Source organism: Stenotrophomonas sp. G4, from assembly GCF_003428825.1.
Classification (GTDB): Bacteria; Pseudomonadota; Gammaproteobacteria; order Xanthomonadales; family Xanthomonadaceae; genus Stenotrophomonas; species Stenotrophomonas indicatrix.
The window spans coordinates 3,603,544-3,628,899 of sequence record NZ_CP031741.1 but is presented as its reverse complement, the minus strand read 5'-3'; the positions used below and the strand labels follow the sequence as shown (position 1 = coordinate 3,628,899).

The 25,356-nt window shown below is 66.7% G+C and carries 22 protein-coding genes; 15 read left to right on the top strand and 7 right to left on the bottom strand.

Annotation, left to right across the window (positions count from 1 at the left end):
• Positions 1–592: 592 nt before the first annotated feature.
• From pepQ to rph, 7 genes are all read right to left on the bottom strand, one after another.
• Positions 593–1,924, bottom strand: coding sequence for a Xaa-Pro dipeptidase (gene pepQ, locus D0Y85_RS16615; protein WP_117311305.1), 1,332 nt, complete (start codon positions 1,922–1,924; stop codon positions 593–595).
• Positions 1,925–1,999: 75 nt separating this feature from the next.
• On the bottom strand, positions 2,000–2,374 hold the full coding sequence (locus D0Y85_RS16610; RefSeq protein ID WP_025874204.1) for a PilZ domain-containing protein: 375 nt from the start codon (positions 2,372–2,374) through the stop codon (positions 2,000–2,002).
• On the bottom strand, positions 2,371–4,647 hold the full coding sequence (locus D0Y85_RS16605; protein WP_117311304.1) for a DUF1631 family protein: 2,277 nt from the start codon (positions 4,645–4,647) through the stop codon (positions 2,371–2,373). Before D0Y85_RS16605 ends, D0Y85_RS16610 begins: the two co-directional genes overlap by 4 nt.
• A 119-nt stretch (positions 4,648–4,766) precedes the next feature.
• The gene (gene hemW / locus D0Y85_RS16600; protein ID WP_240329391.1) at positions 4,767–5,993 is read right to left on the bottom strand and encodes a radical SAM family heme chaperone HemW; all 1,227 of its coding nucleotides are present in this window, start codon (positions 5,991–5,993) and stop codon (positions 4,767–4,769) included.
• 58 nt (positions 5,994–6,051) lie between these two features.
• On the bottom strand, positions 6,052–6,648 hold the full coding sequence (gene rdgB, locus D0Y85_RS16595; RefSeq protein ID WP_080150629.1) for an RdgB/HAM1 family non-canonical purine NTP pyrophosphatase: 597 nt from the start codon (positions 6,646–6,648) through the stop codon (positions 6,052–6,054).
• Positions 6,648–7,034, bottom strand: coding sequence for a VOC family protein (locus D0Y85_RS16590; RefSeq protein WP_117311303.1), 387 nt, complete (start codon positions 7,032–7,034; stop codon positions 6,648–6,650). Before D0Y85_RS16590 ends, rdgB begins: the two co-directional genes overlap by 1 nt.
• Positions 7,031–7,756, bottom strand: coding sequence for a ribonuclease PH (gene rph / locus D0Y85_RS16585; protein WP_025874210.1), 726 nt, complete (start codon positions 7,754–7,756; stop codon positions 7,031–7,033). Before rph ends, D0Y85_RS16590 begins: the two co-directional genes overlap by 4 nt.
• Positions 7,757–7,878: 122 nt before the next feature.
• Between rph and D0Y85_RS16580 the strand changes: the two genes are divergently transcribed.
• The 15 genes from D0Y85_RS16580 (at position 7,879) to D0Y85_RS16515 (ending at position 25,351) form a co-directional block, all read left to right on the top strand.
• Positions 7,879–8,739, top strand: coding sequence for a YicC/YloC family endoribonuclease (locus tag D0Y85_RS16580; protein WP_032976986.1), 861 nt, complete (start codon positions 7,879–7,881; stop codon positions 8,737–8,739).
• Positions 8,736–9,398 (top strand): guanylate kinase, encoded by a 663-nt coding sequence (gene gmk / locus D0Y85_RS16575; RefSeq protein ID WP_032976987.1) that lies wholly within the window; start codon positions 8,736–8,738, stop codon positions 9,396–9,398. Before D0Y85_RS16580 ends, gmk begins: the two co-directional genes overlap by 4 nt.
• 110 nt (positions 9,399–9,508) lie before the next feature.
• Positions 9,509–9,808 (top strand): DNA-directed RNA polymerase subunit omega, encoded by a 300-nt coding sequence (rpoZ, locus tag D0Y85_RS16570; RefSeq protein ID WP_049469622.1) that lies wholly within the window; start codon positions 9,509–9,511, stop codon positions 9,806–9,808.
• Between the two features lie 106 nt (positions 9,809–9,914).
• On the top strand, positions 9,915–12,077 hold the full coding sequence (locus D0Y85_RS16565) for a bifunctional (p)ppGpp synthetase/guanosine-3',5'-bis(diphosphate) 3'-pyrophosphohydrolase (RefSeq protein ID WP_025874213.1): 2,163 nt from the start codon (positions 9,915–9,917) through the stop codon (positions 12,075–12,077).
• Positions 12,078–12,225: 148 nt separating this feature from the next.
• A complete protein-coding gene (locus D0Y85_RS16560; RefSeq protein ID WP_025874214.1) occupies positions 12,226–12,612 on the top strand; it encodes a RidA family protein in 387 nt (128 codons plus the stop codon).
• A gap of 7 nt (positions 12,613–12,619) precedes the next feature.
• On the top strand, positions 12,620–14,731 hold the full coding sequence (recG, locus tag D0Y85_RS16555) for an ATP-dependent DNA helicase RecG (protein WP_117311302.1): 2,112 nt from the start codon (positions 12,620–12,622) through the stop codon (positions 14,729–14,731).
• A 478-nt stretch (positions 14,732–15,209) separates the two neighbouring features.
• Positions 15,210–16,148: a nucleoside hydrolase gene (locus tag D0Y85_RS16550; protein WP_117311301.1), complete on the top strand. Its 939-nt coding sequence runs from the start codon at positions 15,210–15,212 to the stop codon at positions 16,146–16,148.
• Between the two features lie 87 nt (positions 16,149–16,235).
• Complete coding sequence (locus D0Y85_RS16545; RefSeq protein WP_006389217.1) at positions 16,236–16,478, top strand: type B 50S ribosomal protein L31; 243 nt, start codon at positions 16,236–16,238, stop codon at positions 16,476–16,478.
• Positions 16,479–16,774: 296 nt separating this feature from the next.
• Entirely contained in the window at positions 16,775–18,052 is a 1,278-nt protein-coding gene (locus D0Y85_RS16540; protein WP_025874217.1) for a citrate synthase, read from the top strand.
• Between the two features lie 697 nt (positions 18,053–18,749).
• Positions 18,750–19,649, top strand: coding sequence for a hypothetical protein (locus D0Y85_RS20775; RefSeq protein WP_240329269.1), 900 nt, complete (start codon positions 18,750–18,752; stop codon positions 19,647–19,649).
• Complete coding sequence (locus D0Y85_RS20910) at positions 19,636–19,848, top strand: hypothetical protein (RefSeq protein ID WP_162887690.1); 213 nt, start codon at positions 19,636–19,638, stop codon at positions 19,846–19,848. The genes D0Y85_RS20775 and D0Y85_RS20910 overlap by 14 nt, the downstream gene beginning before the upstream one ends.
• Before the next feature lie 376 nt (positions 19,849–20,224).
• Positions 20,225–20,731, top strand: a complete 507-nt coding sequence (locus tag D0Y85_RS16530) for a CS1 type fimbrial major subunit (protein ID WP_117311300.1) — start codon at positions 20,225–20,227, stop codon at positions 20,729–20,731.
• A 51-nt stretch (positions 20,732–20,782) separates the two neighbouring features.
• Positions 20,783–23,506 (top strand): TcfC E-set like domain-containing protein, encoded by a 2,724-nt coding sequence (locus D0Y85_RS16525; RefSeq protein ID WP_117311299.1) that lies wholly within the window; start codon positions 20,783–20,785, stop codon positions 23,504–23,506.
• Complete coding sequence (locus tag D0Y85_RS16520; protein WP_162887689.1) at positions 23,503–24,633, top strand: CfaE/CblD family pilus tip adhesin; 1,131 nt, start codon at positions 23,503–23,505, stop codon at positions 24,631–24,633. Before D0Y85_RS16525 ends, D0Y85_RS16520 begins: the two co-directional genes overlap by 4 nt.
• 19 nt (positions 24,634–24,652) lie before the next feature.
• On the top strand, positions 24,653–25,351 hold the full coding sequence (locus D0Y85_RS16515) for a pilus assembly protein (protein WP_117311298.1): 699 nt from the start codon (positions 24,653–24,655) through the stop codon (positions 25,349–25,351).
• Positions 25,352–25,356: the final 5 nt, after the last annotated feature.

Genomic DNA, 25,356 nt, shown 5'->3' with positions numbered 1-25,356 from the left:
GTAGGTGTCGACCTTGGTCGACACGAAGCGAGCGCAGCAAGCGACCCGCTTCTGCTTTTCTTTTTTCTTTTCCGTGGTTGGACGCGCGCAAGGAACTGTCAAAAGCGGGGTAAGAGGGGTTTCGGCAGGGCTTGCTGCCCTGCACCTGCAGAGGCCACAGCAACGGCAACAGCGGCATTCGGTGGGATGGCGGGGTACTGTGGGTTTGCGGGGCCGCCGCAAGTACGTCCTTGTAGGCTTGGTCGCCGCATCCATGCGGCTCACACCCCGCAAACCCACAGTACCCCGCCTTCGACAGTTTCCCGCGGCTGTTGGTAACGGCGGTTGTCGCCACGCGGGACTATTGGTAGGTGTCGACCTTGGTCGACACGGAGCGAGCGCAGCAAGCGACCCGCTTCTGCTTTTCTTTTTTCTTTTCCGTGGTTGGACGCGCGCAAGGAACTGTCAAAGGTGGGGCGGGTGGGCCATGCAGGGGCGTTGGCGCCATGGATGGCGCCATCGAGCTTACAGGGACGTACTTGCAGCGTCCCCTGCATGGCCCACCCGCCCCGCCAACCGCGGCTTTTGATTTCAGCATCCAACCACGAGGGGCTCAGCCGTTGGCCGCCGCAAACACCGGGCGCGTCAGGTTGTCCGCCTCGCCATCCGTGCACAGCACTTCGTCTTCAATGCGGATGCCGCCGTACGGACGGAAGAAGTCCACACGCTCCCAGTTGATCGCATCGCCATGACCGGCGTCCTTCACTTCGTTCAACAGCATGTCGATGAAGTACAGGCCCGGCTCGATCGTCACCACCATGCCCGGCTCCAGCACGCGGGTCAGGCGCAGGTACGGATGGCCGGCGGGACGCTCGATGCGGCCGCCTTCATCGCTGGCCGCGAAACCGGCCACGTCATGCACCTGCAGGCCGATCAGGTGGCCGATGCCATGCGGGAAGAACGCGGCGCTGACGCCGGTTTCCAGCGCGGTCTGCGGCGATACCTTGATCACGCCGAAGTCCTTCAGCACGCCCATCAGCGACAGGTGCGCATCCACGTGCAGCTGCTTGTAGTCGAAGCCCGGGCGCACGGCCGCGCACATCGTCTGCTGCGCGGCATCGACCGCGTCGATCATCGCCGCGAACTCGTCATGGCCGGCGGCGGCGTAGGTGCGGGTGATGTCGCTGGCATAGCCGTGCGCGCTGGCGCCGGCATCGATCAGGAAGCTGCGCAGCGGCTGCGGTGCCTTGCGGCCCAGTTCGGTGTAATGCAGCACCGCCGCATGCTCGTTCAAGGCCACGATGTTGCCGTACGGCAGCTCGGTGGCGTCCTGGCCCACGGCCTGGCAGTACGCCATGTGGATGCTGAACTCGTCGGCGCCGTTGCGGAACGCCGCTTCGGCCGCGCGATGGCCGCGCACGCCGAGCACCTGCGCCTGGCGCATCAGGGCGATTTCGTACGCCGTCTTGCTGCCTCGGTGCCATTCCAGGTAGTTCACCACCGGCGCCGGATTGTTGGGTACATACGCGCCCAGCGCGCTCTGCGGCTCACCCAGGATCGCGCAGCGCGCCGGGTCGGGCGGCAGCAGTGCCAGCGCTTCGTCCGGCGTGCGGATGATGTGGATGTCGAAGTGCTCGACCCACCAGCCGCTCGGTGCATCCGGCACCACATGCCAGTAGTCGAACGGCTGGTGGAAGATCACCGCCGGACGCTTGCCCGGGGTGAACACGATCCAGCTGTTGGGCACGCGGGTCAGTGGCAGCCAGGCCTTGAACTGCGGGTTGACCGCGTATGGATAGTCACGATCGTCGAAGACCTGGTAATGCAGGGTGCCGCTGGGCACCACCAGGTGGTCGAAGCCGCCGCGGGCCAGCGCCTGCTCGGCGCGTCGGCACAGCACGGCCAGGTGGTCGGGATACAGGGCGCCGGGGTCTTGCTGGATCATTGCGGTGGCTCGACACGGAAAACGGCCCTAGATTCTGCCGGATACCGACGCAATCCGCTGTGCCGGAACCGGCACTCAGCCCGTCGAAACCGGTGCCTCGTCGCTGTCTTCGCCGATCCACCGGCGCAGCAGCTGCCGATGCTCGCGCGACAGGGTCAGGAAGCGGAAGCCCGCCCAGCTCTGGCCGGGTGCATGCGCCGGTTCGCTCCACAGCAGGTGTACGCCGACGTCGATCCACTCGCTGCGGCCATCGGCCAATGGCAACGGGAAGCGCAGCTGATACAGCGCGTCGTCGCGCAGCGCGGCACTGGCCAGCATCAGCATGCCGGTCTCGGACACGTTGCCAAGCCGACCGACCACGCTGTCGCGCATCTGGTCGGTCACCGGTACCAGATCGGACACCTGCCGGCGTGGCGCGCGGCGGGTATCAACGGGCGGTTGCGTACTCATGCGTTGGGCTCCTGCGGGCGACGTCCGGCCAGCGTGCGCAGTGCGCTCAGGCTGGCCTGCCAGGCGCGGTCGACCAGACGGCCCTTGTCTTCGGTGACCAGCTGCGCGCGTCCGGCGGCCATCTGCCGGGCGAGGGCATCCAGGCTGGTTTCGCCGATCTTCTGCCCACGCGCGTTGACCAACAGCACATGGCCGGTCAGCAGGCTGTACCAGGACAGGCGCTGGCGGCGCAGCGCGCCTTCGCCATCGTCGATATCGAACCAGCTGCCGAAGGGCAACGCGCACAGCTGCTGGTAACTGGCCTCCTCGGCCTCGCTGCGTGGTGCCGCATCGCTTGCCGGGGCCTGTGCGCCGGTGTGTTCGCCCAGCCGTGCACGGGCCTTCAGGCGTGCACTGAGCTCGGTGCGCGAGGTGCTTTCGTCTTCGCCACCCGGCGTGGACAGGCGGCGCGCGACCGCCGCCGCCTCCTCTGCGTGGTAGCCCACCTGCAGCAGGGCCGATTCAACTTCGGCAGCCAGCGCAGCGTCGGTCGCGCTGCTTTCGCTTGCGGCCTCGGCCGTGATCGCCGCGATGCGTTCGGTCTGCTGCAGGCGCTCCTGCCATTGCGGGGAATCATCGCCGTGGCGCAGGCGGGTCAGTGTCAATGCATCTGCCCACGCCTGGCGCAGCAGTGTCTGTACGAAGCGCGGCGGCTCCTGCGTATCGCAGCACTGGTCGATCTGCGCAGTGGCCTGGCGTCGCGCAAGTTCCAGCCGCTCCTTGCCGCGTGCGGCTTCCACGTGACGGCGCTCGGCCAGCTCGGCGCGGTGCGCGGCGGCACGCTGGTGCTGCTGTATCTCGTCGTTGGCGGCGGCAAAGGCCTCGGGCGTGCGTGCATCCTGGCCGAGCAGGCCCTGCACGCTCTGCGCCAGCCGCTGCAGCAGCTGCGGATCGACATCGTCATCGCCGAGCCAGCTGGCGCCGGCTTCAGCGACATGGTTGAGCAGTTCGCGTGCCGGATGTTCGTCGCGCACGAAGAACCCGGGATCGGCCATCGCTGCGCGCGCCAGCGGTACCTGCAGGCGCGCGAGCAGCGCCGCCGGCACCGGGTCCGGCCGTTGCTGCTGCTGCACCTGCTGCAGCAGCAGGCGCAGCAGATCGAGGTTGTCGCGGTCGTGGCTGCCAAGGCTGGCCTGCGTGCCATGTTCGCTGCGCAGCTGGGCGAGCACGGCGGCCTGCAGATCGGTCATGGCGCTGGCGGCGCTGGCCTGCCCCTGCAGGCGCGCCAGCACGGCATCGACCGCTGCACTGGGCAGGGCCGCTGGATCGGCCGCTGGCTGCGGGCTCTGCCGCGCCTGTTGCAGCATCTCGTGCAGCACGCTGCTGGCCGGTACCGTCATGCCGGCCGACGCGCCGGGCGCAGCCGCGTCGGCGAAGGCATCCTGCATCAACGTCGACCACGAGCCGGGCGGTGCCGAGCCACCCCAGCCGGTCATCGGCGTGGGCACGCGCGGCGACGGGCGTCCGCTGCGTCCGCTGCCAACCGACTGGGTGATGATCCGGCGGGTGCTAGAAGAGCGTGCCAGGTACGGGGTGTAGACCAGGCCCGGCAGGATGCCGTGGTGTGCCAGCAGTGCATTGGCGCGGTCGAGCACATCGCCCAGCCGCTCCAGCACCTGCCGCTCGAAGCTGCGGTACAGCGCCATCTGCACCTCGGCGCTGAGGGCATCCTGTTCGGCCAGCTTGCGCACCATCGCGCACAGGGCCTGCGGGGCCAGCGGCAGGGTATCGGCTTCAAAGGCCGGTGCACCGGCGACAACGCCCAGGCGCTGGCCAAGCAGGTTCAGGGCGTTGGCTGATCGCAGCGTTTCCCGGCGCACCATTTCAGTCAGCAGCAGGTCGCGGTCGACTTCATGCTCGGCGACCAGGGTCAGCCCCAGCATGCCGGGCAAGGGCGGTGGGGTGGCGGCGGCCACCACCGGGGCGGTCGGTTCACGCAGCCGCGCAAGCGCATCGGCCAGTGCATCAAGCATGCGGTCGCTGAAGTGGCCGGCGAACGCATGCAGCTGGCCGCGCTGTGCCAGCAGCTCGGCCTGCTGCTGCGGGTTGCGGGCATGGTCGGCGTCATGCAGCAGGGTCTGCTCCAGCGCTTCCACGGTCAGGATCAGCGGTGCCGTCAGGGCGTGGTGGCACAGGCCGATCAACGCGCCCAGCAGCTCGCGCACGCGCGGCGGCAGGTCGGCTGCGGCCAGGCGTGCTGTGTCGGCACTGGAAAGGGAAAAGACAGCAGACATCGGCGAGGGGGTCCGGATTCCCGCGGATCGATCTTGGAATCTACCGTGTCGGCCGGTGAAGGCGCTACTTTAGCGATGGATCCATTCAGGGCCGCCTGCGATGGCGGCGCCGCAGCAGATCATGCTTCCAGGAACAGGCTGACCACATCGTTGGTGAAGCGCCGGCCCAGCTCGGTCGGCTGCACGTGCCCGTCTGCCACCACCAGCCAGCCACGCTGCACTGCTTCGCGCAGTGGTGCGTCCAGCACGCTGCGGGCCAGGCCGGTGCGCGATTCGAAGTCGCGCAGGCGGAACCCTTCGTGCAGGCGCAGCAGGTTGAGCATGTACTCGAACGGCAGGCGCTCGGCGGCGATCACTTCATCACCGCCGAACGATGCGGGCGTGCCTGCGGTATCCATGAACGTCTGCGGGTGCTTGTGCTTCCAGCGTCGCAGCACGTGTTCCTCGGCACCGGAACTGATCTTGCCGTGTGCGCCGGCACCAATGCCCAGATAGTCACCAAAACGCCAGTAATTCAGGTTGTGCGCGCTCTGCCGGCCGGGGCGGGCATAGGCACTCACCTCGTACTGGCCGAAGCCGGCCTGCGCCAGCAGCGCCTGGCAGTGTTCCTGCATGTCCCAGGCATGGTCTTCATCGGGGATGCCCTGCGGCGGCCGCGCGAAGAACACGGTGTTCGGTTCCAGGGTCAGCTGGTAGTGCGAGATGTGGGCCGGCTGCAACGCGAACGCGCGTTCCAGATCGGCCTCGGCACCGGCCAGGGTCTGCTCCGGCAGTGCATACATCAGGTCGATGTTGAAGTTGTCGTAGCCGGCGTCCTGCGCCATCTTCACCGCGCGCTCGGCCTCGCCACTGTCGTGGATGCGGCCCAGTCGTTTCAGCGCGGCATCATCAAAACTCTGGATGCCGAAGCTGAGGCGGTTCACCCCGGCCGCGCGGTAACGATCAAAGCGACCGTGCTCGGCGGTGCCCGGGTTGGTTTCCAGGGTGATCTCGGCATTCGGTGCGAAGCGCAGACGGGCACTGGCCTGCTGCAGGAAGCGGTCGATCGCCTCGGGCGGGAACAGGCTGGGCGTGCCACCCCCGAAGAACACGCTGCTGACCACCCGGCCCCAGACCAGCGGCAGGTCCTGGTCGAGGTCGCGCACCAGCGCATCGATGTAGGCATCGAAGGGCAGTTCGCCCTTGGCCTGGTGCGAGTTGAAATCGCAGTAAGGGCACTTGCGCACGCACCACGGCAGATGCACGTACAGCGCCAGCGGCGGTGGCACCAGGCGCGGTAGGGCGTCGTGGTCGCAGGCTTCACCGGGCAGGTGGTTGCAGTGGTCGTGGGCGTGGTCGTGCGGCATGGTGGTCATCGGTAGGGCCGGCCGCTGGCCGGCTTCCCTGTGTCGATCCGGTGGGGCATCAGAGCCAGGCCGCGAGCTGCTGCTTGAGCTGCTGCAGGGCGATGGCGCGATGGCTGATGGCGTTCTTCAACGCCGGTTCCATTTCCGCAGCAGTCAGGCCGTGGGTTGTGTCCAGGAATACCGGGTTGTAGCCGAACCCATTGGTGCCGCGCAGTTCGCGGATGATCTGACCTTCCCAGCGGCCTTCGCAGATCAGCGGCTGCGGGTCGGTGGCATGGCGCAGCAGCACGATCACGGCGTAGAAGCGGGCGCTGCGCTGGCCATCGGCGATGTCGGCCATCGCTTCCAGCAGCTTGGCATTGTTGGCCGCTGCATTGGTCGGGTGACCGGCATAGCGCGCGCTGTACAGGCCCGGTGCACCGCCGAGGGCATCGACGATCAGGCCCGAATCATCGGCCAGCGCCGGCAGGCCGGTCGCTTCGCAGGCCGCGCGCGCCTTCAGCAGCGCGTTCTCGACGAAGGTCAGGCCGGTCTCTTCCACATCGCCCAGGCCCAGTTCGGCGGCCGAGGTGATCTGCAGCGGCAGGTCGGCGAGGATTTCCTGCATTTCCACCAGTTTGCCAGCGTTGTGGCTGGCCAGGACAAGCTTCTTCATCAGCGGGGCTCCAACAGGTCCCAGGTGTTGCCATACAGGTCGCGGAACACCGCGACCGTGGCGTAGGGTTCTTCGCGCGGCTCTTCCAGGAACTGGACACCGGCAGCCAGCATCGCCGCGTGGTCGCGGCGGAAGTCATCGGTATTGAGGAAGAAGCCGACGCGGCCACCGGTCTGGTTGCCGATACGGCTGCGTTGTTCTTCGTTGCTGGCGCGGGCCAGCAGCAGGGCGGCGGCGCTGCCATCGGTTGGCCCGACCACTACCCAGCGCTTGCTGCCCTGGTCGATGTCGTCCAGCAGCTGGAAGCCGAGCTTGCCGGTGTACCAGGCAATGGCCTCGTCATAGTCGGCCACCACCAGGGTGGTCAGGGCGATGCGCCGGTTCATGCCGACAGCGCTGCCTGCTGCGCGGCCAGCAGCTCGGTCACGCCCTTCTCGGCCAGGCCCAGCAGCGCATCGAGCTCGTCACGGCGGAAGGCATGGCCTTCGGCGGTGCCCTGCAGTTCGATGAAACCGCCGCCGTCATTCATCACCACGTTCATGTCGGTGTCGCAGTCGCTGTCTTCGGCGTAGTCCAGGTCCAGCACCGGGGTGCCGCGGTAGACGCCGACCGATACCGCCGCCACCGCGCCGAGGATCGGATTGCGCTTGATGTCGCCGCGCTTCATCAGCACGTTCACCGCATCGACCAGGGCCACATAGGCGCCGGTGATGGCTGCGGTACGGGTACCGCCGTCGGCCTGCAGCACGTCGCAGTCCAGGGTGATGGTGCGTTCGCCCAGTGCGTTGCGGTCCACGCAGGCGCGCAGGCTGCGACCGATCAGGCGCTGGATCTCCAGCGTGCGGCCGCCCTGCTTGCCGCGTGCGGCTTCGCGGTCGCTGCGGGTGTGGGTGGCGCGCGGCAGCATGCCGTACTCGGCGGTCACCCAGCCTTCGCCCTTGCCACGCAGGAAGCCCGGCACCCGGTTCTCGATGCTGGCCGTGCACAGCACGCGGGTTTCACCGAAGCAGACCAGCACCGAACCTTCGGCGTGGCGGGTGAAACCGCGCTGGATGACGACCGGGCGCAGCTGATCGGGCTGACGGCCACTGGGGCGGAAATCGGACATGGGGCAGGTTCCGTAGGGAAAGGGAGTACGCCACCGTCCCCGCGGCCTTCACGGGGCGGGGAAAGGGGCTCAAAAGAGACCGCTAGGGTACCATTCCCCCTTTGCAAGCACCGGATACATCCATGATTCGAAGCATGACGGCCTATGCCGGCGGCGAGCGCTCCACGCCGTGGGGAACGCTGGGCTGCGAGCTGCGCTCGGTCAACCACCGCTTCCTGGAAGTGGGCACGCGCCTGCCCGAGGAACTGCGCGCATTGGAACCGCAGCTGCGCGAACGCATTTCCGCGCGCCTGAGCCGTGGCAAGCTGGATCTGGTGATGCGCCTGCGCGCGCCGGACTCGGCCGCCAGCCTGCAGGTCAACGAGGTGCTGCTGGGCCAGCTGGGCCAGCTGGCGCACCGGCTGACCTCCGATTTCCCCAACCTGCAGGTCAGCTTCACCGACCTGCTGCAGCTGCCGGGCGTCACCCAGGGTGAGGCCACCGATGCGGCAGCCCTGCAGATTGAAGCGCTGGCGCTGCTGGACCAGGTGCTGGAGGGCTTCATCGCCGCCCGCGAGCGTGAAGGCAATACGCTGGCCACCGCCATCGCCGAGCGCGTGGATGCCATCGAGCGCATCGCCGCCGAGGTGCGCACACTGATTCCCGCCATTCGCGACGGCCAGCGCACCAAGCTCGCCGCCCGCCTGGCCGACCTGCCGCATCCGGTTGATCCGGGCCGCGCCGAGCAGGAACTGGTCATGTGGCTGCAGAAGCTGGACGTGGACGAGGAGCTGGACCGCCTGTCCAGCCATATCGTAGAGATCCGCCGCGTGCTCAAGCAGCGTGAACCGGTCGGCCGCCGCCTGGACTTCCTGCTGCAGGAGTTCAACCGCGAGGCCAACACCCTTGGCTCCAAGTCGGTGGACAGCCGCACGTCCAACGCCGCCGTCGAGCTGAAGGTGCTGATCGACCAGATCCGCGAGCAGGTGCAGAACATCGAATGAGCATTTCCACGCCCCCGGCCGCGATCGCACGCGGCACGCTGTACATCGTTGCCGCGCCCTCCGGCGCCGGCAAGAGCAGCATCGTCAACGCCACCCTGGCGCGCGACCCGCAGATTGCCCTGTCGATCTCCTTCACCTCGCGCGCCATGCGCCCGGGTGAAGTGAACGGCCAGCACTACCACTTCGTCAGCGCCGAGAAGTTCGAGGAAATGATCGCCGCCGGCGATTTCTTCGAACACGCCTGGGTGCATGGCGACTGGAAGGGCACCGCCCGCCAGTCGGTGGAGCCGCAGCTGGCGGCCGGCCAGGACGTGCTGCTGGAAATCGACTGGCAGGGCGCGCAGCAGGTGCGCCAGCTGGTGCCGGGCACGGTGACGGTGTTCATCCTGCCGCCGTCCAAGCAGGCCCTGCAGGACCGCATGCGCAAGCGCGGCCAGGACAGCGAGGCGGTCATCGCCCAGCGCCTGGGCGCCGCCCGCGATGAAATGCTGCACTTCAACGAGTTCGACTACGTCATCGTCAACGAAGTGTTCGATACCGCCGTGGACGAACTGTGCGCGATCTTCACCGCCAGCCGCCTGCGCCGGGACGCCCAGAAGGTCCGCCATGCCGGCCTGATCCAGGCCCTGTTGACCCCGGATGCGGGTTCAACTGATTGATTCCTAAAGGGTCCGGTGGGGGCTGGCTTGATTTTGTCCAGCCCCTGCCAGTACACTCCGTCCCCTTTCCCTCATTCGACTGAGCGGCCGACCGGTCGCCGGGAGCCCGTATGGCCCGCATTACCGTAGAAGATTGCCTGGAAGTCGTTAACAACCGTTTCGAGCTGGTGATGATGGCCTCCAAGCGCGCCCGTCAGCTCGCCAATGGCGTGCAGGCCACGCTGGACAACAGCGAGAGCGAGGACAAGCCGACCGTGCTGGCGCTGCGCGAAATCGCTGCCCGCAAGATCGACAACGCGCTGATCGACGAAGTCGAGAAGGCCGAGCGTGAGCGCGCCGAGCGCGAAGCGCTGGAGTGGGCCGCCGCCGAAGTGGTCGCCGACGAAGACATGTCCAAGAACGACGATTGATCGCATCGATCAACGTCATTGCTGGATACGCCGAACAGCCCGCCCCGTGCGGGCTGTTTCGCATTCAGGGTTTGCCGTAAACGTCGCGCTGGCATAGGCTTTGGCCATGAACCCAGGCCCCACTGCCAAGGTCGCCGCAGTCCCCGCTGCCGCCGTACCCGATTACGTCCTCCAGCTCGAACGCGCCGCCCACTACCTGCCGCCCGAGCAGCTGCCGCTGCTGCGCCGTGCGTGGGAAGTCGGTGCCTCCGCGCACGCTGGGCAGACGCGCAAGTCGGGCGAGCCCTACATCACCCATCCGGTGGCCGTGGCCCAGGTGCTGGCCGAGCTCGGCCTGGACGTGGAAGCGCTGATCGCCGCGATCCTGCACGACACCATCGAAGACACCCCGCTGACCCGCGAGGCCCTGTCGGCCGAGTTCGGCGAAGCCGTGGCCGAACTGGTGGACGGCGTCACCAAGCTGGACAAGCTGAAGTTCCGCGACCGCCAGGAAGCGGCCGCCGAGAGCTTCCGCAAGATGCTGCTGGCGATGTCGCGCGACCTGCGCGTGATCATGATCAAGCTGGCCGACCGCCTGCACAACATGCGCACGCTGGGCGCGCAGAGCCGCGAAGCGCGTGGGCGCATCGCCCGCGAGACGTTGGAGATCTACGCCCCGATCGCTCAGCGGCTGGGCATGAGCCTGGTCAAGAGCGAACTGCAGAACCTTGGCTTCAAGGCGCTGTACCCGTGGCGCCACGCGATCCTGGAAAAGCACATCCGCAGCCAGCCGGTCGTGCGCCGCGAGGCGCTGGCGCAGGTGGAAGTGCAGCTGTCGCAGCGCTTGGCCAAGGAGGGCATCGAGCACCGCCTGGTCAGCCGCATCAAGACCCCGTGGAGCATCTACAACAAGATGCGCGACGAGAACAAATCCTTCGACCAGGTGATGGATGTGTTCGGCTTCCGCCTGGTGGTGCGCGGCGTGCCGCAGTGCTACCACTCGCTGGGCGCGGTGCATGCCGCGTTCAAGCCGCTGGACGGGCGCTTCCGCGATTTCATCGCCATTCCCAAGGCCAATGGCTACCAGTCGCTGCACACGGTGCTGTTCGGCCCGTATGGTTCGCCGATCGAAGTACAGATCCGCACCGAGGAAATGGACCTCATCGCCGAGCGCGGTGTGGCTGCGCACTGGACCTACAAGTTCGGCGGTGATTCGCCCAACAGCGCGCAGAGCCGCGCCCACGCCTGGATCGTCGAACTGATCGATTCGCAGCGTGCCGCCGGTTCGTCGCTGGAGTTCCTCGACAACGTCAAGGTCGACCTGTTCCCGGACGAGGTCTACCTGTTCACCCCCAAGGGCAAGATCCTGGCCCTGCCGCGCAATTCCACCGCGCTCGACTTCGCCTACGCCGTGCATACCGACGTCGGCAACATGGCTGTGGCCTCGCGCGTGGACAAGAAACTGGTGCCACTGCGCACCAAGCTGGTGTCGGGGCAGTCGGTGGAGATCATCACCGCGCGCTCGGCCACGCCCAAGCCGCAGTGGCTCGAATTCGTGGTGACCAGCAAGGCGCGCACCGCCATCCGCCACCAGCTCAAGCAGCTGGAGCACGAAGACGCCGTGCAGTTGGGCCACCGCATGCTCGACCGCGCGCTGGAGGCGATGGACAGCTCGCTGGAGCGCCTGCCCAAGGGCCGCCTGGATGCCTTCCTGGCCGAACACCGGTTCCCGCGCCTGGAGGCCCTGCTGGCTGAAGTCGCGCTGGGCAATTGGATGCCGACCCAGGCCGCGCAGGCACTGATGGCCTACGCCGAACTGCGCGGCGGCGCGCATTCGCGCCACAGCTCGCAGGAAAAGATCCTGATCAACGGCAGCGAGCGGGGCGTGGTTACCTTCGCCGGCTGCTGCCAGCCCATTCCGGGCGACGACATCATGGGCTACCACACCGCCGGCAAGGGCATCGTGGTGCACCGCATGGATTGCCCGAACCTGGCCGAACTGCGCAAGTCGCCCGAGCGTTGGGTGCTGATCGGCTGGGATACCACCGTATCCGGCGACTACGACACCTCGCTGGTGGTGGAAGTGGAGAACGGCACCGGCGTGCTCGCACAGCTGGCCGCGGCGATCGCGCAGAGCCATTCCAACATCGAGCGCGTGGATTACCTGGACCGCGACTTCAACGCCGCAGTGCTGGCGTTCAACATCCAGGTGCGCGACCGCAACCATCTGGCCGAAGTGATGCGTCGCCTGCGCCGCCTGTCGGTCGTGCAGGCCGTTCGCCGGCAGTAGATCCACGCCATGCGTGGATGACGTTCCGCGCACACAACGCACGGGGTCGGATCCGTTTCCCGCCGGGAAACGGATCCGACCCCAGCCGACATTGCCCCCACCCGGTACAATCACCGCTCTGTTTTCCCCCAACGCACCGGAGCGACCCATGTCCCGCCAGATCATCAACACCGAAAAGGCCCCGGCCGCCATCGGCCCGTACTCGCAGGCCGTGCGCGCCGGCAACACCGTGTATTTCTCCGGCCAGATTCCGCTCGACCCGGCCACCGGCGACATCGTCGGCGTCGGTGACGTCGAAGCGCAGGCCCGTCGTGCCTTCGACAACCTCAAGGCCGTGGCCGAAGCCGCCGGCGGTTCGCTGGACAAGGTCGTGCGCCTGGGCCTGTACCTGACCGACCTGGCCGAATTCGCCAAGGTCAACGCGGTGATGCAGGACTACTTCCAGGCCCCGTTCCCGGCCCGATCCACCATCGAAGTCTCCGGCCTGCCGAAGGGCGCCAACTTCGAGGTCGACGCGGTGATGGTCATCGACTGACCGCCACGTGGCACGCAAGGCGGCGGTCACCCCGGCACTGGCACCGTCCGGTGAAGCATCGCTTGCGATGCTCGCCGGCGTCGGGCCGGCCGTGGCCGCCAAGCTGCAGGCGCGTGGCCTGGCCACCCTGCAGGATCTCTGGTTGCACCTGCCGCTGCGCTATGAAGACCGCACCCGGCTGACCCGCATCGAAGACCTTCGCAACGGCATTCCGGCGCAGGTGGAAGTGCGGGTGGTCGCCGTCGAGCGGGGCATGCGCTACCGGCCGATGCTGAAAGTGGCGGTGGAGGATGAAGGGCAGGGCACCCTGGTGCTGCGCTTCTTCCATTTCCGCCAGCAGCAGGTCGGCCAGTTCGCGGTCGGCAACCGCCTGCGCTGCTTCGGTACACCCAAGCCGGGGCACCTCGGGTTGGAGATTGTCCATCCCAGTTACCAGGTACTGGGCCGCAACGACGATCCCGATCTCGGCGACCGCCTCGACCCGGTGTATCCCACCGTCGAAGGCGTCGGCCCGATGACGATGCGCAAGCTGATCGGCCAGGCGCTTGATCGCCTGCCGGAAGAAAGCACGCTGGAACTGCTGCCGACCGGCTGGCTCGAGGGCCTGGGCCTGCCATCGCTGCGCAGTGCGCTGCTGACCGTGCATCAGCCACCGCCGGATGCAGACCTGGCCGCACTTGCCGCCGGTACCCATCCAGCGCAGCGCCGGCTGGCAATGGAAGAACTGCTGGCGCACCATCTCAGCCTGCGTCGCCAACGCATTGCGCTGCAGGCGCATCACGCGCCGCCGCTGGCCGGTCCCGGCAAGCTGGCCAAGGCGTTGTTGAAGCAGTTGCCGTTCGCCTTGACCGGTGCGCAGGCGCGCGTGTTCAAGCAGATCCGCGAAGACCTTGCGCGCCCCAGCCCGATGCTGCGGCTGGTGCAGGGCGATGTCGGCTCGGGCAAGACCGTGGTGGCGGCATTGGCAGCGATGCTGGCGGTGGAGCAGGGCAAGCAGGTCGCACTGGCCGCCCCCACCGAACTGCTGGCCGAACAGCATCTCAACAACCTGCGCGGCTGGCTGGAGCCGCTGGGCGTGCGCATCGCGTGGCTGGCCGGCAAGGTCACCGGCAAGGCGCGCGCAAAGGTGATGGAACAGGTCGCCAACGGCGAAGCGCAGGTGGTGGTGGGTACCCACGCACTGATGCAGGAGGCGGTGGTATTCCACGATCTGGCGCTGGCCATCGTCGATGAGCAGCACCGCTTCGGTGTGCACCAGCGCCTGGCGCTGCGCGACAAGGGCAAGGGCGGCAACAACGTGCCGCACCAGCTGGTGATGACCGCCACGCCGATTCCGCGCACGCTGGCGATGTCCGAATACGCCGACCTGGATGTATCGGCCATCGACGAACTGCCGCCGGGCCGCACGCCGGTGCAGACCGTGGCACTGAACAACGATCGCCGTCCCGAGCTGATCGAGCGCATCGCCCTGGCCTGCCGCGAAGGGCGGCAGGTGTACTGGGTGTGCACGCTCATCGAAGAAAGCGAAGAACTGGATGCCACCCCGGCACAGGCCACCTACGAATCGCTGCAGGCGCTGCTGCCGGGCGTGCGCGTGGGGCTGGTGCATGGCCGGCTGAAAGCGGCCGAGAAGCTGGCGACGATGGTCGCGTTCAAGGCCGGCGACATCGACCTGCTGGTGGCCACCACCGTGATCGAAGTCGGCGTGGACGTGCCCAACGCCTCGCTGATGGTGATCGAGAACGCCGAGCGCCTGGGCCTGGCCCAGCTGCACCAGCTGCGTGGCCGCGTCGGCCGGGGTTCGGCGGTGTCGCGCTGCGTGCTGCTGTACCAGGCACCGCTTTCGCAGATGGCACGCGAACGCCTGCAGACCATGCGTGAAACCAACGACGGTTTCGTCATTGCCAAGAAGGATCTGGAGCTGCGCGGGCCCGGCGAACTGCTGGGCACCCGGCAGACCGGCCTGGCCGGTTTCCGCATTGCCGATCTGGCCCGCGACGCCGGCCTGCTGCCGGGCGTGCATGCGCTGGCCGAACGCCTGCTGGCGCAGCAACCGGCGCTTGCAGATCGCGTGGTGCAGCGCTGGATCGGTACGGCCGTGCGCTACGCCTCGGCGTAAGCTGCGGGGTCGGATCCCTTTGCTTGGCAAAGGGCTCTGACCCCATGCCCTGGCGCTCATCCACGCATGGCGTGGATCTACTGCGCGCTGCGTGCGTGAGTCGAGCACGGCTCGACTCTACAGACAGTGCTTTCGATCATTTCCATGTTCATCCACGCATTGCGTGGGTGTGTCGACCAAGGTCGACACCTACCAACATGCGCCGTTCCGACAGACCGCGGAAATATGTCGAAGGCGGGGTGGGTCCGGTTGCGGGGGCGTGAGCCGCATGGATGCGGCGACCGAGCTTACATGGACGTACTTGCAGCGTCCCCCGCAACCGGACCCACCCCGCCAACCCACGGATCGCCCGCTTTTGCCGTTGCCGTTGCCGTTGATTCGGCGGGTGCCGGGCGCAGCCCGGCCGAACCCGAACCCCCGTACTTGCAACGGTCATCATCCCGGTCCACACTTCGTTGCCGATCTGAAGACGGCAACGATGACCAAGAAGATCCCGCTGTTGATCGATACCGACCCCGGTGTCGACGACGCACTGGCCCTGCTGATGGCCTTCGCCGATGAACGGCATGACGTGGTCGCCCTGACCATCGCCGCCGGCAACGTAGGCCTGCAGTACACCGTCCGCAACGCCCTCAAGCTCTGCGACATCGTCGGCCGCACCGACGTGCCGGTGTTCGCCGGCAGCCCCGATCCGCTGCTGCATCCATCCGTCGACGCCGCCCACGTGCATGGCCGCGATGGCTATGGCGATGTGGACCTGCCGCCGCCGAGCCGCCAGGCCGACGCCGAGCACGCCGCGCTGGCCATCCTGCGCCTGTCGCACCAGCATGCCGGCGAACTGATGCTGGTGATGCTCGGCCCGCTGACCAACCTGGCGCTGGCGCTGAAACTCGATCCGACCCTGCCCCAGCGCATCAAGCGCATCGTGGTGATGGGCGGTGCGGTCACCTGCCACGGCAACATCACCCCCGCCGCCGAATTCAACATCGCCTTCGATCCGGAAGCCGCGCATGTGGTGTTCACCGCGTTCCCGCACCTGCTGGTGTCGGACTGGGAAGCCACCGTTGCCCATGGCCTGCCGTTGACCGAAGCCGAGCAGTGGCTGGGCGCAGATTCCGAGCGCGCGCGCTTCTACGAGCTGATCTCGCGCAAGACCCGTGGCCTGTCCGAAGACAGCAAGGGCGGCCGCTGGTACACCGCCGACGCGCTGGCCATGGCCTGGGCGCTGAACCCGGAAGGGCAGCTGCAGGTCGAGTCGCGGCCGCTCAATGTGGAACTGAACGGCGCGTTCAGCCGCGGCGCGACCATCGTCGACTGGAACCGCCAGACCGGCCAGCCGGACAACTGCGACCTGCTGATGGCCTACGACCAAGCGCGTTTCGAGGCCCTGGTACGCCAGGCCCTGGGTGCGGACTGAGGTCAGCCCCCTGCACTGGTTGCCCCGGGCGGCAACCAGTGCTTATAATGCCGCTCTTGACCACCAGCCCATTTACGGTGTGAGCCCATGAAGGCCGATATCCATCCGAACTACCGCGACGTCGTCTTCCATGACGTCACCTCCGATTTCAAGATCCTGACCCGCTCGACCATGAGCACGAAGGAAACCATCAAGTGGGAAGACGGCAACGACTACCCGCTGGTGAAGGTTGAAATTTCCTCGGCTTCGCATCCGTTCTACACGGGCAAGCACAAGGTCATCGACACCTCGGGCCGTATCGACAAGTTCCAGAAGCGCTACGCGCGCTGATACGTCGTACCCGGTTCGAACCGACGGCCGCGCTCTGCGCGGCCGTTTGTTTTTGTCCAGCGCCTACCCAACGGGCGTTTGGATGGACGGAACACTGCGTCCTTGTGACAACGCTTTTGCCGATTCCGGCCGCTCACTGGCAGGGTGCCGGCTGCCTGTCGTCTACGACTTCTGTCTAGCGCCCGGCAAATGCTGCTGTGCGATAATGCCCTGATCCCCGGCACAGGCCGAGGACGTCATTCACGTGCCTGACCAATGCGCTTGGGCAGGCGCCTTCCCATGAAGGAGCGCACACAGTGTCCGATCTTGATCAGGTCACGCTCAACGCCGGCGATAAGTCGGTCGTTCTGCCCGTCATCAAACCCACCCTCGGCAACGACTGCGTCGACATCGCGAAGCTGACCAAGGAAACGGGGTATTTCACCTACGATTCCGGTTTCACCGCGACGGCCAGCTGCAAGTCCGCCATTACCTACATCGACGGCGACAAGGGCGTGCTGCTGTATCGCGGCTACCCGATCGAGCAGCTGTCGGAAAAGTCGAGCTACGTCGAAGTGGCCTACCTGCTGATCAACGGCGAGCGCCCGAGCGCCGAGCAGCTGAAGGCCTTCACCGACGAGCTGGCTGCCGAAGCCAACGTCGATGAGTCGATCAACACCCTGATCGGCAGCTTCGCCAAGGATGCCCATCCGATGGCCATCCTGACCGCTGCCATCGCGCAGCTGTCGGGCATCTACCACGCCTCGCTGGACCTGTCCGACGCCGAACAGCGCCGCCAGGCTGCGGTGCGCCTGATCGCCAAGGTGCCGACCCTGTCGGCGCTGATCTACCGCCATGGCAAGGGCCTGCCGGCCAACAAGCCGGATACCTCGCTGGACTACGTCAGCCGCTTCCTGAAGCAGACCTTCGAGTCGGCTGATGGCAAGTACGAGCTGAACCAGGACGTGGTCAAGGCACTGGACCTGCTGTTCATCCTGCACGCCGACCACGAGCAGAACGCGTCGACCTCGACCGTGCGTCTGGTCGGTTCGACCGGTGCCAACCCGTATGCGTCGGTCGCCGCTGGCGTCACCGCGCTGTGGGGTCCGGCCCACGGCGGTGCCAACGAAGCCGTGCTGAAGATGCTGGAAGAGATCGGTTCGGCCGACAACGTCGAATCGGCCGTGCTCAAGGCCAAGGACAAGACCTCCGGCTTCCGCCTGATGGGCTTCGGCCACCGCGTGTACAAGAACTTCGATCCGCGCGCCAAGGTCATCGGCGAGATGACCGGCAAGGTGCTCAAGCAGCTGGGCGTGCAGGATCCGCTGCTGGACGTGGCCGTGAAGCTGGAACAGGCCGCGCTGCAGGACGAGTACTTCGTCGCCCGCAAGCTGTACCCGAACGTCGATTTCTACAGCGGCATCATCTACAAGGCGCTGCAGATCCCGACCGAGATGTTCACCGTCATGTTCGCCCTGGGCCGCACCTCCGGCTGGGTCTCGCATTGGCTGGAACAGCAGGTCGACCCGGAAATGAAGATCGGCCGTCCGCGCCAGGTCTACACCGGCCACGACGTGCGCGACTACCAGGGCTGATCGCCTGCGGTAGGTTGTGCTGAAAACGCCCCGCGATTGCGGGGCGTTTTTTTTGCTTCGCTCTTGGCAGATGCCAAACTTGGTTGGCACGCTTTCGGCGCCCGCGAAACATCATCCGCGCATGGCGTGGATCTACTGCGCCCCGGCTTCGGTGGGGGCCAACCTTGGTTGGCACGATTTGGGCGTCCGCGAAACATCATCCACGCATGGCGTGGATCTACTGCGCTCCGGCTTCGGTGGGTGCCAACCTTAGTTGGCACGATTCGGGTGTCCGCGAAACATCATCCACGCATGGCGTGGATCTACTGCGCTCCAGTTTCGGTGGGTGCCAACCTTGGTTGGCAAGCTTTCGGCGCCCGCGAAACATCATCCACGCATGGCGTGGATCTACTGCGCTCCGGCTTCGGTGGGTGCCAACCTTGGTTGGCACGATTTGGGCGCTCGCGAAACATCATCCACGCATGGCGTGGATCTACCACGGCACTCCGCTTTCGGTAGATACCAACCTTGGTTGGCACGATTTGAGTGTCCGCGAAACATCGTCCACGCATGGCGTGGATCTCCTGCGCCCGGACGCTTGGCACGATGTTCACCGCGGCAAGACCGCGTGATTCAAGGGTCTCACCAGCTTCACAAGCGCTCGCGCAGCCTCAGGACGCCAGCTGCACCTGCAGCACTGATACGGAGCGTCCAACCCATGAGTACCCGTTTCGACCTGCCCGAGCGCGATCCACTCGGTCCTGACATCGCCACCGTGGTGGCCACTCCCATCGTGCCACCACCCAGCGAAAGCGCGGTGTCCTGGGGCGCCATTTTCGCCGGCGCCGTTGCGGCCGCCGCACTGTCGCTGATCCTGCTGATCCTGGGCGTTGGCCTCGGCCTGTCCTCGGTTTCGCCCTGGTCGTTAGAAGGGGTGTCCAAGGAAACCTTCGGCTGGACCAGCATCGCGTGGCTGACCTTCACCGCGCTGGCCGCTTCCGGTCTTGGCGGCTATCTGGCCGGTCGCCTGCGCACCAAGTGGACGCAGCTGCACGGCGATGAAACCTACTTCCGCGACACCGCACACGGCTTCGTGTCCTGGGCTGTGGCGACCCTGCTCACTGCTGGCCTGTTGACCTCGGCCATCGGTGGCGTGCTGGGCGCCGGCGCAAAGGTGGCCGGCGCGACCGCAGGCGCCGCTGCCACCACTGCCGGTGCTGCCGTGGCCGGAGCTGGCGGCGTTGCTGCAGGCGCACCGGAGAGCGACCTCAACTACTGGGTGGATTCGCTGTTCCGCAACGCCACCACGGCCGGCCCGGACGCCGCCGGTGCTCCTCCGGTTGCGCCGGCAGCGGGCGCAGCGCCGGGTACCAGCCAGATGGACCCTGCCGCACCACTGCCGCCCCGGCCGCCGCCAGCGTTGGCCCACGTGACGCCCGCGCGGCCCGCCGCCGCCGCGCCCGTTGCCGGGCACTGGCCCGATGGGCGACCGCCGCGAAGTCCGTGCCGAAGTGAACCGCATCATCGTCAACAGTCTGCAGGGCGATGGCCTGGACCAGGCCGATACCCAGTACCTGTCGCAGCTGATCGCACGCGAGACGGGCATGAGCCAGGCTGAAGCGCAGGCCCGTGTGACCGACGTGCAGACCCGCATGCGTGCTGCGCTGGAGAAGGCGAAGAACACCGCCAAGCAGGCCGCCGACGATGCGCGCAAGGCAACGGCCTATGCCGCACTGTGGCTGTTCATCACCCTGCTGATCGGCGCGTTCTTCGCCAGCCTCAGCGCCACCTGGGGCGGCCGTCGCCGCGACCTGTAACCCGCATCTGATGCAAGGAGACCTGCCATGAAAACGCTTCTGCTCTGGTTCCTGGGCGTGCCGATTCCGCTGTTGATCCTGTACGCGATCTTCTTCTAGGCACCGCACCGTTCATCGCATCAGGCCGCCGAAAGGCGGCCTGATGCATTTGGCATTACTGCAATGAGGTTTGTTGCAAAGACCGGGTGAGGAAATTTGCATAACCCTCAAACATTGAGCGGCTTCAAGGAATCTCCTTAACACTCATCTATTTAGGAAAGCTTGAATGGCCGCAGGGCAGGGCGCTGCCTACCATTCTCTCCGTCGCCCGCCCCCACGCAGGCGGGTGATGCCTCCGCACTGGAGGCCTCATATCCCACCGTCCGAGAGAGACACCATGAACTCCATCCTGAAGAAGGCCGCGCTCGCTGCAGCGCTGGCTACCGTTTCGCTGTCCGCCAATGCATTCGACGCCGACATCAAGGTCTGGGCCAACGTCGATCCGACCCTGGCCCTGCTCAAGGCCGATGGCACGGCGCTGGATTCGGTGGTCAACCTGGTCCACAACCCGGTCAGCGGCCTGGTGCCGTGGACGCAGCAGGTGCGCATCTACTCCAACGATGAAAGCAAGGACATCGAAGTGCGTGTTGGCAGCATCCCGCAGCTGCTCAACACCGATGGTGGCGGCGCGCCGGTGCCGTTGACCGTCAGCCTCAATGGCAAGGCACTGACCGTGGCCGCACAGGATTTCACCGCATCCGACCTGTTCGATGGTTCGCTGCCGGGTGCCTCGATCCCGATGGCGCTGCGCATCGCGCAGACCACCCCGGCGCCGATCACCCGCGGTGGCAGCTACGAAGGCATCGTCACCATCGCCATGCAGCAGAAGACCACCAGCCCGTAAGGCACCCGCGCCGGCCCGCTTGCCGGGCCGGCTGCTTCCGGTAATTCCCCCATGAATGCTCCCGCACCCGCCGTCACCCGGCTGGCGGTCGCGCTCGCCCTGTCGCTGGCCACACCCCTGGTCGCGGCGCGCGGCGTTCCCGCCGGTTTCGAGGATCTGGTCGAAGGCCAGACCGAACACCTGGAGATCCGTCTGTTCGGTCGTTCGACCGGGCTGGTGCCGGTGCGCGTGACCCTGGAACACGTGCAGCTGGAAACCCCGGCCGAGGCGCTGCAGGCCTTGCAGCTGTCCGCCGAAGCGCAGGCCGCGTTGCTGCCGGCGTTGTCGCAGCCGCTGCCGCGCAACAGTCATCTGGCGTGCCGTTACGGTGGTGCCAGCGCCGGTTGTGGGTACATCGATCCCCCCGAGGAGCCCACCGCCGTGCGCGCGCTGTATGACGAAGGCGAGGGCGCTGTGCGCCTGTTTGTCGCCCGCCAATGGATCCCCGGCGAGCCGGCCGCCGAGCGCTACCACCAGGTCAGCGCCAATGCCGAGAACGCCTTCCTGCACCAGCACACCTTCAACGTCAGCGGTGGCCGCGGCTACCAGGCGCTGGCCGCGCAGGGCATGGGCGCACTGGGCCTGTTCCAGCGCGGGCACCTGTCCGCCGACTGGACCTTCAGCCAGCAGCACTACCGCGGCGGTCTTGCCAGCCGCCGTTTCCAGCTCGACAACGCCTACTACCGCCATGACCTGGGCCAGCAGCACTACCTGCAGGCCGGGCGCATGGACCGCCGCAACCTGGGCAGCCCGCAGGGCGGCACCTTCAGTTTCAGCATGCTGCCGATGGATCGCTTCCAGGGCCTGCGGCTGGGCACCACGCAGGCCTACGTGGATTCCGCCGCCGCCGTGCAGGCCACGCCCCTCACCGTGCTGCTGGCGCGCGATGCGCGCGTGGATGCATTCGATGGCGAGCGCCTGCTGCAGACCTTCTACCTGCAGGCCGGCATCAACCAGCTCGATACGCGCCGGTTCCCCATGGGCAACTACACCGTCAGCCTGCGCATCTATGAAGACGGCGTGCTGGTACGCAACGAGGACGCGCCGTTCGACAAGGGCGGTGACTGGACCGACAGCAGCGTGCAGTGGTTCCTGCAGGGCGGCCGCCGCAACGAGCGCCGCAGCGACCGCTTCGACGACGAACTGGCGGCCATGGGCGGCCTGCGCGTGCCGATGGGGCGCAACGTGGCCATGACTGCTGGCATCGCCGATCTGGGCGGTTTCAGCTACGGCGAACTGCGGGTGGACCTGCGCCATGTGTTTGCGACCCAGGAAGTCCGCGCCACCTTCAGCGGCATGCACGGCAGCGATGGCAGCCGTGGCCAGCAGCATCAGCTTTCCTACCGTCGCCGTGCTTCGTGGAATGTGTACCACCAGCGCATGCGCGGCCGTGCCTGCCAGTTCGAGGATGACGCGCGCGACCGGCTCGGCTGCGCCGATTCGCTCAGTGCCTCGATGGCGCTGCCGGTGGCCGGCGGCAACGCCTACGTGGCCTATACCCGCCGCCAGACCTGGCGTGCAGGCACCGTGCGGCCGGGGCTGGGTGATGATCCGCTGGCCGGGCTTGACCCGCTGCTGCCGCCGTGGCTTCCAGAGCCCACGCGCATACCGCAGCTCAGCCGCACCTGGCAGGCCAGCTACAGCCGCAGCCAGCGCTGGGGCGAGTTCAGTGTGTCCAGCCGCATCGGCGTGTGGCAGCAGACCAGCGGCGGTGGGCTGCGCGACGGCCGTGACCGCGGCATCTACCTCAATTTCAGCCTCAACCGCCTGCAGCACGATGACCGCGGCAGTTCGCAGCGACGCTATGGCGTGGACGTGCGGCAACCACAGCATGCGCGGCCGGACATCAACTACAGCGCCGGGCAGACGCTGCGCCAGGAATACGAGGATCAGTACCGGGAGGTATCCGGCGAACTGCGTGGCAACAACAACGAGCGCTACAGCGCCACGCTGAGTACGCAGCTGCAGAACCGCATCGGCCAGACCGGTGCCACGGTGTCGCGCTACCAGCACCAGGGTGGCAACGAAGTGGCGTACAGCGCCACGCACAGTTCCGGCCTGGCCATCGGCAAGCGCGGCGTGTACTGGGGCGCTGGCGTTGGCGCCGACGCGGGGCTGGCGGTGCAGGTGGATGACACCGACGACCTGGACCTGACCGGTGTTGCCGCCGAGCTGCAGGTGGGCGGGTTGCGCCGGCAGCGACTGAAGCTGGGCGAGCGCCGGCTGCTGCCGATATCCGCCTACCAGTCGCACCGCGCTGAAGTGCAGGACGCCAGCGCCCTGGACAGCATCGCCGCCGTGCGCGTGAGCGGTGTGGGCGGCGCGCGTCCGTTGTTCCTGCCACCGGGACGGCTGGTGCGCATGCCGGTGCCGATTGAAGTGACCTACACCTTCATCGGCAACGCCCAGGACATCGCCGGCGCACCGCTGCGCGGTGCCCGCATTCTCAACGCGCCGGTGCCTGGCACCGGCAGCAATGGAGGTTTCGTGGCCGACTTCCCACGACGCGAGAAGACCCTGTACCTGCTGCAGGACGACCGGTTGCTGCACTGCCCGCTGCAGGTGCGCGAGCGCCGCAGCGTGGTGATGCTGGTAGGCGCCGTGCAGTGCGAGCCGCTGGCCGTGGCCCAGCTGCCGGCCGACATCCGCCACCAGGCACGAGTGACGCGTTTGCTGCAGGAGCAGGCGCTGATTGCCGCCACGCCGCAGACCGCAGCAGCGGGAGGTGCGAAGTGAGCCGGCGCGTGTGGTGGGCGATGGCGGTGTTGTGTGGGCTGGTGCTGTTGGTGCCGCGGGCGATGGCGCAGAGGCCGCCGGAAACACATCCGTCGAGCGAGCACCGCGACATCGTGATGAGTTGGGATCGCTCTGCGATGCCGGGAGATATCGAGTTGTGGGCGCCGAGGACTGTGCTTGGCTATGAACTGCTTGGGACGCTTGACTACGGAAGGTTGTATCTGACCTGCAGATCAAGCAGTGACTCGGCACAGGGGAAATGTCCGGTCAATGACACGCTTGAGAGTGCGACAAGCATCAAGAGTGTTATTTCGCTTCGATTTACCGAACGACGAAGCGGAATGACAGAAGATCTTGACGTGGTAGCAGAGCTGCGTCGAGGCGAAGCAACAAATGCCTGTAGCCATGACTACTGGGACAGTTCAATTCGCTTGATATGGTCATCGAGTTTCACGCCCTGCTTCGGAAAGCCAGTGGGAAGCGCTGTGTCAATGGAGCTGCAAGGAAAGCAGCTTGAGAGGTTGGTTGCAGGGAATTGGACGGCTCATCTGGCTCTTTCACTGCACACACCATCTCATTTGAATATCGCAACGTATACGTTTGATCTTGCGCTTGCGGTAACAGACAAGAACGCGGTCTCCATCTACTTCCCGCTTTTCGATCAAGTCACCCCGCACGTCGGCCTGAACCTGCAGTACGACCCGATCGCGCAGACCATCGGCGGCCGTACCCAGCTCGACATGTGCCTGTATGACGGGCTGGGCTCGGAGAGTGCTTACCTGGGCGTCACCGTGCGTGACAGCGGCGCGCAACCTCCCGGGCCCTCGGGCTATTCGGTATGGCATGTCGATGGCGGCAGTGATGCCACCCAGCGCGTGGACTACACCGTCACCCTGGATCACAACGGCAGCAGCCTGCCCATGCGCAATGGTGTGGAGCAGCTGCTGCATGGCATCGACAGCGCACGGCTGCGCCTGGTGCTGCTGCCCGGCATGACGCAGCCGGTGTTCTGCGTGCCTACGCCATTGACGCTGGAAACACCGCGCGTGCCGGTCAGCACCAAGCGCCCCGGCTACTACAGCGGCGATCTCAAGGTGGAACTGCGTGTTCCCACCGTCACGCCCTGAACCCCCCATGGAGTACCCGATGAAAACCCTAGTCCGCTGCCTGCTGCCGCTGTCGCTGCTGATGGCGTTGCCCGCCCACGCCAATCTGACCGTGCATCCCATGCGTACGTCGGTGGACGCGAAGAAAGGCGCGCAGATACGTATCTACTCGCAGTCCACCCAGCCGCAGTACGTGCAGGCATCGATCAAGCGCATCGTCGACCCGGCGGGAGCAGGTGAACAGGAGGTCGAGGTGGAGCCGAATGAGGCGGCCATCGCCATCACACCGGGCAAGTTCGCTCTGGCCGGTGGTGGCAACCGGCTGATCCGGGTCATCCCACTGCAGCCGGTCGAAAAGGAAACGGCATACCGCGTGTACTTCGAGGGCGTGCGCAGCCCCGAGCGTGCGGACCCGGCGGGCGATGGCGAGAGTGCCCAGGCCAATGTCGGCGTCAGCCTGGTCTGGGGCGCACTGGTCAATGTACTGCCCGCGCAATCCACGATGGACGTGCAGGTGGAGGAAAACCAGCTGCGCAATACCGGCACGGTACGCGTGGGCATCACCAGCATCGCTGACTGCGATGGCGCGCGCTGCACCGCGCATGACGTCTCACGCAGCCTCTACCCCGGCAGCACGCTGCAGCTGCCGTTTCCCGTGCAGCCGGGCCACACGCTGCAACTGCGCTATCGGCTGACCCGCGATGGCTATCGCGAGCACGTGCACAACGTCGCGCTCTGAGTGCA

What these genes read in the sequence shown, in the direction of transcription:
- hemW (WP_240329391.1), bottom strand. Translation starts at nt 5,993, where the DNA reads ATGCCGCACGACCACGCCCACGACCACTGCAACCACCTGCCCGGTGAA.
- D0Y85_RS20910 (WP_162887690.1), top strand. Translation starts at nt 19,636, where the DNA reads ATGAGCCAGGCTGAAGCGCAGGCCCGTGTGACCGACGTGCAGACCCGC.
- D0Y85_RS16610 (WP_025874204.1), bottom strand. Translation starts at nt 2,374, where the DNA reads ATGAGTACGCAACCGCCCGTTGATACCCGCCGCGCGCCACGCCGGCAG.
- D0Y85_RS16590 (WP_117311303.1), bottom strand. Translation starts at nt 7,034, where the DNA reads ATGAACCGGCGCATCGCCCTGACCACCCTGGTGGTGGCCGACTATGAC.
- pepQ (WP_117311305.1), bottom strand. Translation starts at nt 1,924, where the DNA reads ATGATCCAGCAAGACCCCGGCGCCCTGTATCCCGACCACCTGGCCGTG.
- D0Y85_RS16545 (WP_006389217.1), top strand. Translation starts at nt 16,236, where the DNA reads ATGAAGGCCGATATCCATCCGAACTACCGCGACGTCGTCTTCCATGAC.
- D0Y85_RS16580 (WP_032976986.1), top strand. Translation starts at nt 7,879, where the DNA reads ATGATTCGAAGCATGACGGCCTATGCCGGCGGCGAGCGCTCCACGCCG.
- D0Y85_RS16530 (WP_117311300.1), top strand. Translation starts at nt 20,225, where the DNA reads ATGAACTCCATCCTGAAGAAGGCCGCGCTCGCTGCAGCGCTGGCTACC.
- rpoZ (WP_049469622.1), top strand. Translation starts at nt 9,509, where the DNA reads ATGGCCCGCATTACCGTAGAAGATTGCCTGGAAGTCGTTAACAACCGT.
- rdgB (WP_080150629.1), bottom strand. Translation starts at nt 6,648, where the DNA reads ATGAAGAAGCTTGTCCTGGCCAGCCACAACGCTGGCAAACTGGTGGAA.
- D0Y85_RS20775 (WP_240329269.1), top strand. Translation starts at nt 18,750, where the DNA reads ATGAGTACCCGTTTCGACCTGCCCGAGCGCGATCCACTCGGTCCTGAC.
- D0Y85_RS16525 (WP_117311299.1), top strand. Translation starts at nt 20,783, where the DNA reads ATGAATGCTCCCGCACCCGCCGTCACCCGGCTGGCGGTCGCGCTCGCC.
- D0Y85_RS16560 (WP_025874214.1), top strand. Translation starts at nt 12,226, where the DNA reads ATGTCCCGCCAGATCATCAACACCGAAAAGGCCCCGGCCGCCATCGGC.
- D0Y85_RS16565 (WP_025874213.1), top strand. Translation starts at nt 9,915, where the DNA reads ATGAACCCAGGCCCCACTGCCAAGGTCGCCGCAGTCCCCGCTGCCGCC.
- D0Y85_RS16515 (WP_117311298.1), top strand. Translation starts at nt 24,653, where the DNA reads ATGAAAACCCTAGTCCGCTGCCTGCTGCCGCTGTCGCTGCTGATGGCG.
- rph (WP_025874210.1), bottom strand. Translation starts at nt 7,756, where the DNA reads ATGTCCGATTTCCGCCCCAGTGGCCGTCAGCCCGATCAGCTGCGCCCG.
- D0Y85_RS16605 (WP_117311304.1), bottom strand. Translation starts at nt 4,647, where the DNA reads ATGTCTGCTGTCTTTTCCCTTTCCAGTGCCGACACAGCACGCCTGGCC.
- gmk (WP_032976987.1), top strand. Translation starts at nt 8,736, where the DNA reads ATGAGCATTTCCACGCCCCCGGCCGCGATCGCACGCGGCACGCTGTAC.
- D0Y85_RS16550 (WP_117311301.1), top strand. Translation starts at nt 15,210, where the DNA reads ATGACCAAGAAGATCCCGCTGTTGATCGATACCGACCCCGGTGTCGAC.